Source organism: Pseudomonas protegens CHA0 (genome assembly GCF_000397205.1).
GTDB classification, from domain to species: Bacteria; Pseudomonadota; Gammaproteobacteria; order Pseudomonadales; family Pseudomonadaceae; genus Aquipseudomonas; species Aquipseudomonas protegens.
In genome coordinates this window covers 1462335-1475247 of record NC_021237.1, presented here as the reverse complement: position 1 = coordinate 1475247, position 12913 = coordinate 1462335, and the positions used below count along the sequence as shown (strand labels likewise).

Below are 12913 nucleotides of genomic sequence, written 5' to 3'. Positions count from 1 at the left end.
ACTGCAAGGGGGATTTTTCAGCAGCCCGCTTGCCTTCTGCATATAACAAAAAAGAATATAACTTTTGTTTTAACAACTAACTGTACGGGTTAGGGTGTGCCACCTTTTTAGTTTTTAGATGGAGAGCGACCTTGCCTCTGCGTAGCACTTTCACTCGTTTCTTTGCCATGGAAGCTGCCAGCGGTCTGTTATTGATCGCCGCAGCCATCCTGGCCCTGATTATCAACAACTCCCCCCTGTCCTGGCTGTACAACGGCCTGCTGGAAACCCCGGTGGTGGCCCAGGTTGGCGCCCTGAAGATCGCCAAGCCGCTGCTGCTGTGGATCAACGATGGCCTGATGGCACTGTTCTTCCTGCTGATAGGCCTGGAGGTCAAGCGCGAAGTGCTGGAGGGGCAGTTGGCCAAGCCGTCGCAGATCGTCCTACCCGGCGCAGCGGCCATCGGCGGCATGCTGGTGCCGGCGCTGATCTACTGGTTCCTCAACCGTGACAACCCGCCCGCCCTCAATGGCTGGGCGATTCCCACCGCCACCGACATCGCCTTCGCCCTCGGGGTGCTGGCCTTGCTGGGCAAGCGGGTGCCGACCTCGCTGAAACTGTTCCTGATGACCCTGGCGATCATCGATGACCTGGGAGCGATCGTGATCATCGCGATCTTCTACTCCGGCACGCTGTCGACCCTGTCGCTGATGCTGGCTGGCGCCTGCATCGCCGCCCTGGTGGCGATGAACCGGATGGGCGTGGTCAAGCTCGGACCCTACATGATCATCGGCCTGATCCTCTGGGTCTGCGTGCTCAAGAGCGGAGTCCACGCGACCCTGGCCGGCGTGACCCTGGCCTTCTGCATACCCTTGCGCACCCGCAACGCCGAACCCTCGCCGCTCAAGGCGCTGGAACACGCCCTGCATCCCTGGGTGTCGTTCGGCATCCTGCCGCTGTTCGCCTTCGCCAATGCCGGGCTGTCGCTGAGCGGCGTGACACTTGAGAGCTTCACCCACCATGTCCCCATGGGGATCGCAGTCGGCCTGCTGCTGGGCAAGACCATCGGCGTCTTCGGCCTGACCTGGATGGCAGTGAAAACCGGTATCGCTGCCTTGCCGTCCGGGGCCAACTGGGGCCAGGTGCTCGGCGTGGCAATTCTGTGTGGTATCGGCTTCACCATGAGCCTGTTCGTCGGCTCCCTGGCCTTCGAGCCCGGCAGCAGCGATTACGCCGGCATGGACCGCATGGGCATCCTGACCGGTTCACTGTTTGCGGCCCTGATCGGTTACGCCGTCACCGCCGCTGCCAGCCGCAGAAACAACACCCTGGCGTCCTGATCCGCAGCGCTTGGCCAGGCTGAAAACACAAAACCCCGACCAGTTGCCTGGCCGGGGTTTTGTTTTGTAGCAGGGAAGGTCAGCGGGTAACGCGGCTGGTACCGTTGACCGTCATGATGCGCACGCGGTCGCCCACGCGGAACACTTCGTTTTCCTGAACCTGCTGCACATAGGCACGCATGCTGCCGTCGTCTTCACGCACGGTGATTTCAACGCCCTGGGTACGGGTCAGGCCTTCTTCAGTGGCCGAGCCCAGCAGGCCGCCGGCAACTGCACCGATGACTGCGGTGACGATGCTGCCACGGCCGCCGCCGATGGCGCTGCCGCCAACGCCGCCGATCACAGCACCTGCAGCGCCGCCGATCGGGGTCTTGGTGCCTTCGATTTTCACCGGACGCAGGGATTCGATGGTGCCCATGCGCACGGTTTGCACACGACGCGCTTCATCACGGGAATAGGAGTCACCGGTCAGGTTGGAGGCACAGCCACCGAGCAACATTGCCATCGTGGTGAAGGATGCAACCAGCAAAACAGACTTACGCATAGGATCAACTCCAAAGGACAGATAATCATTAGACTCCGCAGCTTGACGCCTGTCACGGCGTCGCCCGGATAAAATTGCTTTCATTCAGCCAAAGTACAGGCTGTGTAAACGCCAGGCTTTCTCATTACGGTAGCTCCAGCTCCCTGCATAGCGCCACCGAACAAAGGATTTTCCATGGACTACTTCATCATCATCGCGACCACCGCCGCAGGCTTGTATTTCCACTGGTGGCTGTATGTACGCATCAAGCGCTGGACCGATCGGGACCTGGCCCTCTCCCTGGCCGGAGCCGACGCCCAGAAGAAGCAATTCATGCTGGAGCAACTGGCCGAGGCCCAGCGCCAGAAAGTAAAACGCCGGGACCTGCCGCAATGGCTGGAAACCGCTGCGGCCGGCTACCCCGGCGAGTGACCTGCAATCCGATCAAGGAGCCAGACGTTCGCGGACCCACTCCTGGCCTTGCAGGCGATAGTTCAAACGGTCATGCAGTCGGCTGGGGCGCCCCTGCCAGAACTCGATGCGCTCCGGCAGCAGGCGATAACCACCCCAGTGTTCCGGGCAATCGGGCTGGCTATCGCTGAAGCGAGCTTCAGTGGCCTTGAGCAACTCTTGCAGTTCGTCACGATCGGCGATCACCCGGCTCTGCGGTGAAGCCCAGGCTCCCAGCCGGCTGCCCAGGGGACGCACCTGATAATAGGCATCGGACTCCTGCGGAGTGACCTTGACCACCCGCCCTTCAATCCGCACCTGACGCTCCAGGGTCGGCCAGAAGAACGTCATGGCGGCGAAGGGCCGTGCAGCCAGCTGCTGGCCCTTGGCGCTCTCGTAGTTGGTGAAGAAGGTGAAGCCCTGCTCATCCAGGCCCTTGAGCAACAGGATGCGGCAGTGAGGGCGACCATCGGTATCGACGGTCGCCACGGTCATGGCATTGGCTTCCACCGGCGGTTGCTCGGTTTTCACCGCATCGGCAAACCACTGGTGGAACAGCGCAAAAGGTTCAGCCGGGGCCTGCGCCTCGGACAAGCCGTCGCGAGTGTAGTCGCGGCGCATATCAGCCAGGGACTGAGTCATGCCTGCTTCCTTATCCTTGAAAATCAGTTTTTAGCCTGGGCGGTAGCCGTTGCGGTCTTCGAAGAGGCGGCGGCCTTCTTCACCGGAGCCTTCTTGGCTGCCGGCTTCTTGGCCACGGTAGCCTTCTTCGCAGGCGCCGCTTTCTTGGCAGAAGCCGCGGGTACTGGAGGCACGGCATCCTGTACGGCAACCATTTCAGTCTCGGAAGGCGTCGGCTGGTTGTACTTGCTCAGCAGGCCCAGCATGGTGCTGCGCTGGGTCAGCATGATTTCCACCCGACGGTTCAGCGAGCGACCCTGGGGGCTGTCGTTGGCGGCACGCGGCATCACCGAACCCATGCCACGCAGCATCAGGCGGTCCTGCTTCAGGCCGCTGAGGCTGAAGATCGCCGCTACGGACTGGGCACGATCACGGCTCAGCTTCTGGTTGGCCAGGGTCGGGCCGGTGGCGTCGGCATGGCCGAGAATCAATACGGCAGTCTTCGGATCACCTTCCACCGCCTTGGCGACGCGGGTGAACGGACCCAGGGTGACCGGCAGCAGCATGGCTGGACGATCCGGGTTGAACGAGGCATCTACCAGCGCAGTGACCACCAGCACATTTTCACGACGCTCGATCTGCAGCTTGCTGTCCTTCACCGCTTCGCGCAGGCGTGGCTCGTAGTCGTCCAGCCAGGCTTGGGTGATTTTCGGGTCGGGCATCGGGATGTCCGCCACATTGACCTTGCTCAAAGGCTTGGGCTGGCTCTTGGGGAACGGCCACCACCAGTGGGTTTCGGAGTCGGCTGCCGCTGCCACTGCCGGCGCTGGGGCAGGCTCGGCCTTCTTCGCTTCGGCCACTGGCTTGTCGGAAGAATCCTTGGAGGAGAACGGCCACCACCACTTGCTACTCTCGGCCTTGGCGGCAGGAGCGGCAGGGGCTGCGGCAACGACCGGCGCTGGAGCTGGAGCGGGCTCGGCAGCAGCGACAGGCGCCGGCTTGGCGCCAGCAGCGGCCTTGGCGGCAGGGGCTGGGTGCTTGCCAGCGGCTGTGTTCTTGGCAGCAGGGGCCGGTGCAGCGGCCTTGGCCACTACCGCAGGCTTGCTTGCAGAAGCGGCAGGTGCGGCTTCAGTGGTGGCAACCGGCTTTTCAGGCGCAGCTGCGGTTTCCTTGCTGCTGGCCTTATCGGAGCCGAATGACCACCAATGGCCGCCATCCGCTTCATTTTGTGGGGTTTGCGCGCAACCGGTAACGGTCAGGCAGATGGCCAAGGCTAGAGACTTGTTCGACGACATGGGATATCCACAAAATGAGATAAAAAATTCGGTCTAAACAACCGTTACAAACAGACGCTTGGAAATTATAAAAGCCACAGGGTTCCATCCTGCAGCTTTCCAAGCATGTTTAAGCAAAAAAGTTCTTAACAGCAACCTTTTTACAGACAATCCGACAAAACCCGCACCAGCTTCTGTGCCCGAGGGTCCATCAATACATAGGGCCCCAGGGTATTTGTCACAAAACCGAACGCCACATCATGCTCCGGGTCAGCAAAACCGATGGAGCCCCCTGCCCCCGGATGCCCGAACGCCCGCGCGCCCAGGCCAAAGGTGGCATTGGCTACCTGGGGCTGATCGAGCATGCAACCCAGGCCGAAGCGGGTCTGGGTCAGCAACGTCTTGTCCATGCCCAGGCTGTGCTCCCGAGTCAGCTCTTCGAGCATGTCGGCTTCCAGCAAACTGCCGTCCAGCAGGCCGCTGTAGAACCCGGCGAGGCTGCGGGCATTGCCGTGGCCGTTGGCCGCCGGCTGCTGCATGCGCCGCCACTCGGGTTTATTGGTGCTGGTCAGGATAGACGGTGGATTGGTAAACGCCCGAGTACTCATCGCATCGGGTTCGCGCATGGTGACTTGCAGCAGGCGCTGGGCCGCAGCATCGCCCATATTGCCCTTGCCACGGGCGATATGCGCCACGCGGTAGAACTCCTCATCGGCCAGGCCGACATGGAAGTCCAACCCCAAAGGCCTGGCGACCCGGGCCACGATGGACTCCCCCGGCCCGCGCCCATCGGCACGCCGGATCAACTCGCCCACCAGCCAGCCATAGGTGATGGCTGCGTAGCCGTGCCCCTCACCGGGCGTCCACCAGGGCTGCTCGGCGGCCAGGGCATCGACCATGGTCTGCCATTCGTACAGGGCTTGCGCGGGCAACAGCTCACGCACTGCCGGCAGGCCGGCCTGATGGCAGAGCAACTGGCGCAAAGTAATGGCTGCCTTGCCCGCCGCGGCGAATTCCGGCCAGTAGTCGGCCACGGGCGCATCCAGCTTGAGCTTGCCCTCGGCCACCAACTGCAGCGCGGTGACTGCGGTAAAGGTCTTGGTGCAGGAGAACAGGTTGGCAATGGTGTCGCTGTGCCAGGCCTCGGCGCCGTCCTTGTCTGCGGTACCGGCCCACAGGTCGATGACGGTTTCCCCGCCGACCTGGATGCACAGCGCCGCGCCGCGCTCCTGGGAGTCCTCGAACAGGGCGGCGAACGCCTCGCGTACCGCTTCGAATTTAAGCTCGTAATGACCTTGAATCTGCACCCCTGACTCCCCCTGCAACAAAGCTCGACAACGTGGCGCGCATTGTTCCAGCCCCGAAGGCATTTGGGAACAGCCGGCGAGCTGCCGGCTATCACCGGCAAACCCTCGTTTCAGAGGGCTGCCCGGGGTTTCCCGGAAAGCCGCTCAGGCCTTGTGAACGTCAATGACCGTTGCCGGCATGGCCTCCGGCATGCCCGCCCGGGCCCTTGCCGGCACGGCCTTTGTCAGCACCATCGCCCCCATGCTCGCCAGCCACGGCCTGCTCCGCCTCGACCCGAGCCTGCTCCGCGGCCTTGCCCAACTGGTCAATGGCCTGCAGGTTGCTCTTGCGCACGCTGTCGACAAAGCCCTGGAACGGCACATCGGTGATGCCCACCAGGCCGAAATGGCCGTTTTCACCGTCCAGCAAGCGCCCGGTCACCGGCTGGTCCAGGTACTGGAACCAGTGCACACCGACAATCGACGGCTCGCTGACCGCCTGCTTGAGGAAGTTGGCATAGGCCGGGCCACGGTCCTCTTCCCGGGCCAGCTCGGTCACACCGCCCCAGAACGGACCGCGATCCCGGGAACCGAAGTTGAACTCGGTCACCAGTACCGGCTTGTCGAGGCTGCGCAGGTAGGCAAAGTCCTGACCCTCCTGGGGCTTGAGGGTGTACATGTTGAAGCTCAGGACATCGCAGTACTGGGCGCAGGAAGCCACGGCCTCAGGGTTGCTCACGGCAAACCGCCCGCCCAGCAGCAGGTGGTTGGGGGCGTGCCATTTCAGCGAGTCGGAGATGGTCTTGAAGTAGGTATCGGCGAAGACCTTCTGGAAATACTTGAAGTCGGCCTCGATCTCCGGGTGCTCCGGGCTCGGCAACGGCGGCACGAACCCCGGGTCTTCCATCAACTCCCAGGCCGGCAGGTCGATGCCCCAGGCTTTCGACAGCCCGGCCTGGTTGCGGTACTTGTCCCGCAGTTGCTTGAGAAACGCGCGCTTGGCCGGTACGTCGGTGGTCAGGCGCAGGGTGCCGTAGGCCAGGGCATAGCGGGATTTGGCATCATCGCCGGGGCCGGCCCAGGCCAATTCGTTGTCGGCAAAGTAGCCGATCAGCCAGGGGTCGTCCCGATGGTCGCGGGCGGCAATGGCCACGGCACGTTCGGTGGCCATGGCAAAGCGCGGGTCGAAAGGATCCGGCATGCCGCCCCACCAGTCACTGCCGGTGCTGATGCTGGCGTAATCACCCACGATCGACAGCGGCAAGGTGTAAGGCACCCGGTCGGCCAGCCCCAGGGCCGGAGCGCTCCAGTTGCCGATGGTATTGAAGCCCCAGGCCTGCAAGCGGTCCAGGGTGTGGCCAACCCAGCGTTTCTGGTCGAAGGCCGGTGCCACGCAAGGAGTTGCCTGGGGCGCCGGCGAGGTGTCGGCCGGCGTCTGCTGCGCAGTGGCGCTGTCCGCGGTGCAGGGCTTGCCGTAGGTCCGTTGCAGGTTGGCCTGATAGAAGTCATACCAGCGCCCTGAACCATAGCCACGGCCCTGGTCGGCGCCATTGCCGCCACGGTTGTCGCCTTCACCGTAATACGCCGCCAGGGGTTCGTCGTCCTTGGGCAAGGCACCGAACATCCATTCCCGGCCCGCGACATAGGTCTGGTTGTTGTCGGGCGCCACAGTATTGACCCCCAGGGAATAGAACGGATGCCCCTGCGGGGTCACGAGGAACCAGCGGCCATCTCGTTTTTCCGTGCGAAAGAAACCGCTGGCCTTGAAGCTCGGCCCCTTGTTCCAGCCACCGTAGCTGTCCAGCGAAGCCTTCTCGCGCTCCCCCAGCCAGCCCTGGAGCTGTTGTTGCTCCTTGGCGTCGGCCGCCTTGAGCTGATCGTCACTGGTGATCTTTTCCGGCCAGCGGGCCCGGGTCGATTGACCGTAGGCATCCACCAGGGAACCGTAGACCGCCTTGATCACCCCCTCGCCGTCCTGCACGCCGAAACGCTCCAGCAGAATGCTCTGGGCCGCCTTGGGGTTGTCCATGGACAAGGTCACCGACACCACCTGGCTGCGGTCCAGCTGCCCTTCACTGCTGGCCAGCAGGATGCGCTGGCCGTCCAGGGTCATCGGCATCGGTGGCGCGGCCTTCATGCCCTGGCTCAGCGGACTGCTGGCCACCAGCGGCACCAGCAGGGTCTGCGCCGGGCCGGCCGGCAGGTCGACGCGGCTGACCAGGGTCTTGCCATCATTGCTCTGGATGGTCACGTAGAGGGTCAGGGCCCAGTTCATCGCGCTCTGGATACGCAGGCTCATCATTCCCGACTGCGACCAGTCCCAGGCCCCGCTCTGGGGCGCCAGGCTCAGGCTCGGCCGGCTCGTGGGGTTGAAGATGATGCGCCGCAGCACTTCGCCTTCGGCCGTTTGCTCTGCGTTGGATTGCGGCAGGCTGGCATCCTGTGTCGCCACCTGCACCACAGCAGCAGGTCGGACAAAGTTGAACAGCGTCTGTTGTCCGGCAGGGGCCGCCCAGACGGGCGCGGCAAACAACAGGGCAAATACAGCGGGCAACGAACGGCGAATCATATGAACCTGGCTCTCCCTAAAGACCGATGAACGGCCGGTGCTGAAGCGGTGACATGAAATAGACAGCACGGCACGCAAATATGCGGGCCGTGCTTAAGATATTTCTCGGCGAAACGGCGGCAAGGCATTGAGGATAGCCTTGCCATAGCGCTGGGTGACCAGACGGCGGTCCAGCAGAGTGATGGTGCCGCGGTCCTGTTCGGTGCGCAGCAGGCGACCGCAGGCCTGGACCAGCTTGAGGGATGCATCCGGCACCGAGATTTCCATGAACGGGTTGCCGCCACGGGCTTCGATCCACTCCGCCAGCGCCGCCTCTACCGGGTCATCCGGCACCGAGAACGGGATCTTGGCGATCACCACGTGTTCGCAGTAGGCCCCGGGCAAGTCCACCCCTTCGGCGAAACTCGCCAGGCCGAACAGCACGCTGGAATCGCCACCGTCGACCCGCGCCTTGTGCTTGTTCAGGGTTTCCTGCTTGGACAGGTTGCCCTGGATGAACACCTGCTTGCGCCAGTCCCGGTCCAGGCCGTCGAACACGTCCTGCATCTGCTTGCGCGAGGAGAACAGCACCAGGGTGCCCCGCGAGCCCTCCACCAGTTCCGGCAGGTCGCGAATGATCGCCGCGGTATGCGCCGGCGCGTCCCGCGGGTCGGCCCGCAGGTCGGGCACCCGCAGCACCCCGGCATCGGCATGGTGGAAAGGGCTCGGCACCACGGCGGTCACGGCCTTTTTCGGCAGGCCGGCACGCATGCGGAAACGGTCGAAAGTGCCCAGGGCAGTCAGGGTCGCCGACGTAACCAGGGCACCGTAGGCCACGTTCCACAGATTCCGCCGGAGCATTTCCGCAGCGAGGATCGGGCTGGCGTTGACCTCGATGTCGAACAGCGAGCCGCTTTCGGCCAGGGTCAGCCAACGGGCCATGGGCGGATTGTCTTCCGGGTCCTCGATGGTGAAGGCGGTCCACAGTTCCCAGTTGCCCGAGGCACGGGCCAGCAGGCTGCCGAACAGCGGGTACCACTCTTCGGCCTGGTTGCTGGCGATACCGATGTTGACCTCGCCATCCATGCCTTCCTTGAGCAACTCGGTCAGGCGGGTGAACAGGTCGGTGAGACGGGAAAAGCCCTTTTTCAGCTCCAGGCCCATCTCGCGCATATGCTCGGGGATCAGCCCGCCGACAAAACGGTGGCGTGGCCGCTCGCGGCCTTCCATGTCTTCGCCGGTGCGGAAATCGGCGATCTGCTCGCAGGCGGTGAACATGAACTGCTGCTGGGTCTTGATCTCCCGCGCCAGCTCCGGCACCTGCTCGATCAGGCGCCCCAGATCACCCGGCAACGGATGCTGGGCCAGCAGCTTGGTGAGGTTCTTGGCGGTCTGCTCCAGCCAGTCGGCAGTGGAGCGCAGGCGGGTGTAATGGGCGAAGTGGCCAATGGCCTTGTCCGGCAGGTGGTGACCTTCGTCGAACACATAGAGGGTGTCGCGCGGGTCCGGCAGCACGGCGCCGCCGCCCAGTGCCAGGTCGGCCAGGACCATGTCGTGGTTGGTGACAATCACATCGACCTTGCCCATGCCTTCACGAGCCTTGTAGAAGGCGCACTGGCCGAAGTTCGGGCAATGGCGGTTGGTGCACTGGCTGTGGTCGGTGGTCAGGCGCGCCCAGTCGGCGTCTTCCAGGGCCGTGGGCCAGCTGTCGCGGTCGCCGTCCCATTTATTGCCGGCGAGTTTTTCGATCATGCTGGTGAACAGCTTCTGGCTGGCTTCATCCACTTCGATCTTGAAGCCTTCTTCCTCGAACAGCTGGGCCGTGGCGGTCTGGGCGTGGCCTTCCTGGAGCAGCATGTCGAGCTTGGACAGGCACATGTAGCGACCGCGGCCCTTGGCCAGGGAGAAGCTGAAGTTCAGCCCGCTGTTGCGCATCAGGTCGGGCAGGTCCTTGTAGACGATCTGCTCCTGCAGGGCGACGGTGGCGGTAGCGATCACCAGGCGCTTGCCGGCGGCCTTGGCCGTGGGAATTGCCGCCAGGCTGTAGGCCACGGTCTTGCCGGTACCGGTGCCGGCTTCCACGGCGACCACCGCCGGGTCGCCACTGCGCCGGCCTTCGTCGTCGGTGTCGATATCACCCAGGACCTTGGCCACTTCGGCGATCATCAGGCGCTGGCCGTAACGCGGCTTGAGGCTCTTGGCTTCGAGAAAACGCGAGTAGGCGCCCTGGATCGTGGTTTTGAGTTCGTTGCTGATCATGGTTTTTCGGGCGCACAAAACGCTGGATAAATTTTCAGTGGTTCGAATCGGCCGCTATCATACCCCGCTAATTCATCCCGCGCAGAACGGAGTACCCGAATGACCCCTTTCGCCCTTGCCTACACCCTGCATGTCCTGGCCGCCCTGGTCTGGGTCGGCGGCATGTTCTTCGCCTGGATGGTCCTGCGCCCGGCGGCCATGGTGGCCCTGGAGGGGCCGGCGCGGCTGAAGTTGTGGGCGCAAGTGTTTCCGCGTTTTTTCGTCTGGGTGTGGATCGCCGTGGTGCTGTTGCCGATCAGCGGTATCGGCCTGCTGCATTTGCGCTTCAGCGGCTTTGAAACCGCGCCCAAGTATGTGCAGATCATGATGGGCCTGTACCTGGTGATGACCGCCCTGTTCATCCGCATCCAGTCCCTGCAGTTGCCGGAGCTGCGCAAGGCAGTAGCGGCCGAGGATTGGCCCGCTGGTGCCGCGGCGCTGGGCAAGATCCGCCGGCTGGTGGGCAGCAACCTGATCATCGGCCTGGTGCTGGTCGCCCTGGCGGCGGCCCGGCCGACCTTCTGAAAACAGGCCGCCCGCTACAGAAGCGGGCGGCCGGGCAAGGTTCAACGCAAGCGTTACGGCTTATAGGCGCTGCACCGTCAGCGCGCCAGGCTCGCCGGCTGGGCCAGGCTGCCCCTGGGCGCCGGGCCGTCCGCTCTTGCCACCGTCGGTGCGGTACACCAGGCACCCCTTGGACTTGCCGCCCGCACCCGGCTTGCCACCGGCACCGGCCAGCCCGCCTGCGCCACCATCGACCCAGACCTTGATCTGCTCGCTGGGGAAGTCTCGCGGCAGTTCCACCCGGACCTGGGCGCCTGCCGCACCAGGACGGCCATCGCCGCCATTGTCACCGTCAGCCCCACGCCCCGCGCTGCCCCAGGTGCAGCCCGGTTCCTGGCCATTGGCGCCATCCAGACCGACATAACCCGGCGCACCGGCACCACCCCGGGCGTCCACGGACAGCGTCTCGGCCTGCAACGACTCGATGCGCAGGTTCAGGTTGCGCCCCGGCTTGGCGGCCTTCAGGTAGGTACCCGGCGCGCCTCGGGAAGTGATCTGGCTACCCGCTTCCAGCTCCGCACGGCGGACAGTCAAGTGCAGGCTCTGTTCGGTAGGGACGATGGCGATCCGCGCCTCATGCCCCAGCAGCAGTTCGTCCACCTTGAGCTCGGTGACATTGGCCGGGATCAGCAAGGTGCCATAGTCCGCCACTTCCAGCCGCTCCAGTTGCAGAGTGCTGGCGGTATTGGGCAGACGCATCAGGGAGTTGGTTTCGACCTTGACCACCTGGGCCATGGCCAGGGGGCTGCAGAAAAGAGCCAGCAGGCAGAGCTTACGCATGGTCGGCCTCGACAACGACAGGAGCAGGAAGAGTCTGCAGGTGGAAGATCCCCACCAGCAGGATGTACAGCCGGTCACGCCAGGGATGTGGCCGATCCTTGAGGCTGCCGTTGAACAGCAGCAGTTCCAGCAAATGGGTCAGCAGCAACAGGCTGCCCGCCAGATTCACTAGAAGATGCAGCGGGTTGATCAACGGCCTGGCCAGGTTGATCAGCACCACCAACCAGAAAACCAAGGTCAGAAACTTCCCCAGCCCCCATAAAACCTTCATACGCTCCCCTCGTGAATTATTCTTTGCGCGCACAGTAACGACTTATCCCGGGGGTAAGCCAGAGGGGAATGAAAATTCTTCACGAAGTGGCTGTTTAGCCACCGGATCGACGAGGATCGCCCGTTACAGACAGGCTGAGCCCATCGCCGAGAAGACACCGGGATCAAAGGCTCCTGCGCCATCAGCATGGTCCTGGCACAGGAGCAGAGGCGGCCACGTGCGGCTCGTCGCCGCACAGGCCCTGGGGTTTCAGCGGTTGATCTGGATTTCCGTACGACGGTTCATCGCCCGGCCTTCGGCGGTCTTGTTATCCGCCACTGGCTTGCTTTCACCGGCGCCGGTTACCGAGACGAAGCTGCTGCGGGGAATGCCGTTGCTGATCAGGTACTCCACGACCGAGTGGGCGCGCTTGTCCGAGAGTTTCTGGTTGTAGGCATCGCTGCCGACGCTGTCGGTATGGCCGGTCACTCGCAGTTGGGCACTCGACGCCTCCTGTTTCAGTCGGGTGACAATGGTGTTGAGCTTGGTTTTGTCGGCATCGGTCAGCTTGGCCGAGTCGAAATGGAAGTGCACATCACGAATGACAATGGTTTCTTCCTTGACCACTACCACCTCTTCTACCACCGGTGGCGGTGGTGGGCAGCCGTTGGCATCGACCTGGACGCCTCTGGGTGTGTGGGGGCACTTGTCGCGGCTGTCCGGCACGCCATCGCCGTCCTCGTCGCCATCACCTTTTACCCAGCAGTACGCACCCGCCAGGCCACCGACCACCAGTGCGCCGCCGCCCGCCCACGAGGAGCTTTCGGTGGCGCCCAGCGCCGCGCCCGTGACGCCACCTACCGCGGCGCAGATCGGCCAGTCGGTTTTCTGCAAACCTGCACAACCAGTCAACACACTGGTTAACAGAACCAGGGGTACTGCCGTCCGAATGATGCTCATCTGATTTCTCCTGAGGGATCGGCTCAAGGCCGATTCACGG

12 protein-coding genes are annotated in these 12913 nt (G+C 63.6%); 3 read left to right on the top strand and 9 right to left on the bottom strand.

Annotation, left to right across the window (positions count from 1 at the left end; all coding sequences use genetic code 11):
• The first annotated feature begins 131 nt into the window (after positions 1 to 131).
• Positions 132 to 1319 (top strand): Na+/H+ antiporter NhaA, encoded by a 1188-nt coding sequence (gene nhaA, locus PFLCHA0_RS06600; RefSeq protein WP_015634404.1) that lies wholly within the window; start codon positions 132 to 134, stop codon positions 1317 to 1319.
• A 79-nt stretch (positions 1320 to 1398) separates the two neighbouring features.
• On the opposite strand, the gene PFLCHA0_RS06595 is transcribed toward nhaA, so the two are convergent.
• Complete coding sequence (locus PFLCHA0_RS06595) at positions 1399 to 1863, bottom strand: outer membrane lipoprotein (RefSeq protein WP_011059627.1); 465 nt, start codon at positions 1861 to 1863, stop codon at positions 1399 to 1401.
• A 174-nt stretch (positions 1864 to 2037) separates the two neighbouring features.
• Here PFLCHA0_RS06595 and PFLCHA0_RS06590 point away from each other — a divergent pair, with 174 nt between their 5' ends.
• Entirely contained in the window at positions 2038 to 2274 is a 237-nt protein-coding gene (locus PFLCHA0_RS06590) for a hypothetical protein (protein ID WP_015634403.1), read from the top strand.
• A 12-nt stretch (positions 2275 to 2286) separates the two neighbouring features.
• Here PFLCHA0_RS06590 and pdxH read toward each other — a convergent pair whose 3' ends face one another.
• The 5 genes from pdxH to dinG form a co-directional block, all read right to left on the bottom strand.
• Positions 2287 to 2934, bottom strand: coding sequence for a pyridoxamine 5'-phosphate oxidase (pdxH, locus tag PFLCHA0_RS06585; RefSeq protein WP_011059625.1), 648 nt, complete (start codon positions 2932 to 2934; stop codon positions 2287 to 2289).
• A gap of 23 nt (positions 2935 to 2957) precedes the next feature.
• The gene (locus tag PFLCHA0_RS06580; RefSeq protein WP_015634402.1) at positions 2958 to 4208 is read right to left on the bottom strand and encodes an OmpA family protein; all 1251 of its coding nucleotides are present in this window, start codon (positions 4206 to 4208) and stop codon (positions 2958 to 2960) included.
• Between the two features lie 140 nt (positions 4209 to 4348).
• A complete protein-coding gene (locus tag PFLCHA0_RS06575) occupies positions 4349 to 5494 on the bottom strand; it encodes an EstA family serine hydrolase (RefSeq protein ID WP_011059623.1) in 1146 nt (381 codons plus the stop codon).
• Positions 5495 to 5654: 160 nt separating this feature from the next.
• Positions 5655 to 8042: a beta-galactosidase gene (locus PFLCHA0_RS06570; RefSeq protein ID WP_015634400.1), complete on the bottom strand. Its 2388-nt coding sequence runs from the start codon at positions 8040 to 8042 to the stop codon at positions 5655 to 5657.
• 93 nt (positions 8043 to 8135) lie between these two features.
• Positions 8136 to 10280, bottom strand: coding sequence for an ATP-dependent DNA helicase DinG (gene dinG / locus PFLCHA0_RS06565; RefSeq protein WP_015634399.1), 2145 nt, complete (start codon positions 10278 to 10280; stop codon positions 8136 to 8138).
• 99 nt (positions 10281 to 10379) lie between these two features.
• Between dinG and PFLCHA0_RS06560 the strand changes: the two genes are divergently transcribed.
• Positions 10380 to 10844 carry a CopD family protein gene (locus PFLCHA0_RS06560; RefSeq protein ID WP_011059620.1) on the top strand — a complete coding sequence of 155 codons (465 nt, stop codon included), beginning with the start codon at positions 10380 to 10382 and terminating at the stop codon, positions 10842 to 10844.
• A gap of 60 nt (positions 10845 to 10904) precedes the next feature.
• On the opposite strand, the gene PFLCHA0_RS06555 is transcribed toward PFLCHA0_RS06560, so the two are convergent.
• The 3 genes from PFLCHA0_RS06555 to PFLCHA0_RS06545 all read right to left on the bottom strand — a co-directional run bounded on the left by PFLCHA0_RS06555 (position 10905) and on the right by PFLCHA0_RS06545 (position 12873).
• Entirely contained in the window at positions 10905 to 11663 is a 759-nt protein-coding gene (locus tag PFLCHA0_RS06555) for a hypothetical protein (RefSeq protein ID WP_015634398.1), read from the bottom strand.
• The gene (locus PFLCHA0_RS06550; protein ID WP_011059618.1) at positions 11656 to 11934 is read right to left on the bottom strand and encodes a DUF1145 domain-containing protein; all 279 of its coding nucleotides are present in this window, start codon (positions 11932 to 11934) and stop codon (positions 11656 to 11658) included. The genes PFLCHA0_RS06555 and PFLCHA0_RS06550 overlap by 8 nt, the downstream gene beginning before the upstream one ends.
• Before the next feature lie 249 nt (positions 11935 to 12183).
• A complete protein-coding gene (locus PFLCHA0_RS06545; RefSeq protein ID WP_011059617.1) occupies positions 12184 to 12873 on the bottom strand; it encodes an OmpA family protein in 690 nt (229 codons plus the stop codon).
• Positions 12874 to 12913: the final 40 nt, after the last annotated feature.

Excerpts from the sequence above, each read along its gene's own strand:
- PFLCHA0_RS06555 (WP_015634398.1), bottom strand. The coding sequence starts at position 11,663 with ATGCGTAAGCTCTGCCTGCTGGCTCTTTTCTGCAGCCCCCTGGCCATG.
- PFLCHA0_RS06560 (WP_011059620.1), top strand. The coding sequence starts at position 10,380 with ATGACCCCTTTCGCCCTTGCCTACACCCTGCATGTCCTGGCCGCCCTG.
- PFLCHA0_RS06550 (WP_011059618.1), bottom strand. The coding sequence starts at position 11,934 with ATGAAGGTTTTATGGGGGCTGGGGAAGTTTCTGACCTTGGTTTTCTGG.
- PFLCHA0_RS06590 (WP_015634403.1), top strand. The coding sequence starts at position 2,038 with ATGGACTACTTCATCATCATCGCGACCACCGCCGCAGGCTTGTATTTC.
- PFLCHA0_RS06545 (WP_011059617.1), bottom strand. The coding sequence starts at position 12,873 with ATGAGCATCATTCGGACGGCAGTACCCCTGGTTCTGTTAACCAGTGTG.
- pdxH (WP_011059625.1), bottom strand. The coding sequence starts at position 2,934 with ATGACTCAGTCCCTGGCTGATATGCGCCGCGACTACACTCGCGACGGC.
- PFLCHA0_RS06570 (WP_015634400.1), bottom strand. The coding sequence starts at position 8,042 with ATGATTCGCCGTTCGTTGCCCGCTGTATTTGCCCTGTTGTTTGCCGCG.
- dinG (WP_015634399.1), bottom strand. The coding sequence starts at position 10,280 with ATGATCAGCAACGAACTCAAAACCACGATCCAGGGCGCCTACTCGCGT.
- PFLCHA0_RS06580 (WP_015634402.1), bottom strand. The coding sequence starts at position 4,208 with ATGTCGTCGAACAAGTCTCTAGCCTTGGCCATCTGCCTGACCGTTACC.
- PFLCHA0_RS06595 (WP_011059627.1), bottom strand. The coding sequence starts at position 1,863 with ATGCGTAAGTCTGTTTTGCTGGTTGCATCCTTCACCACGATGGCAATG.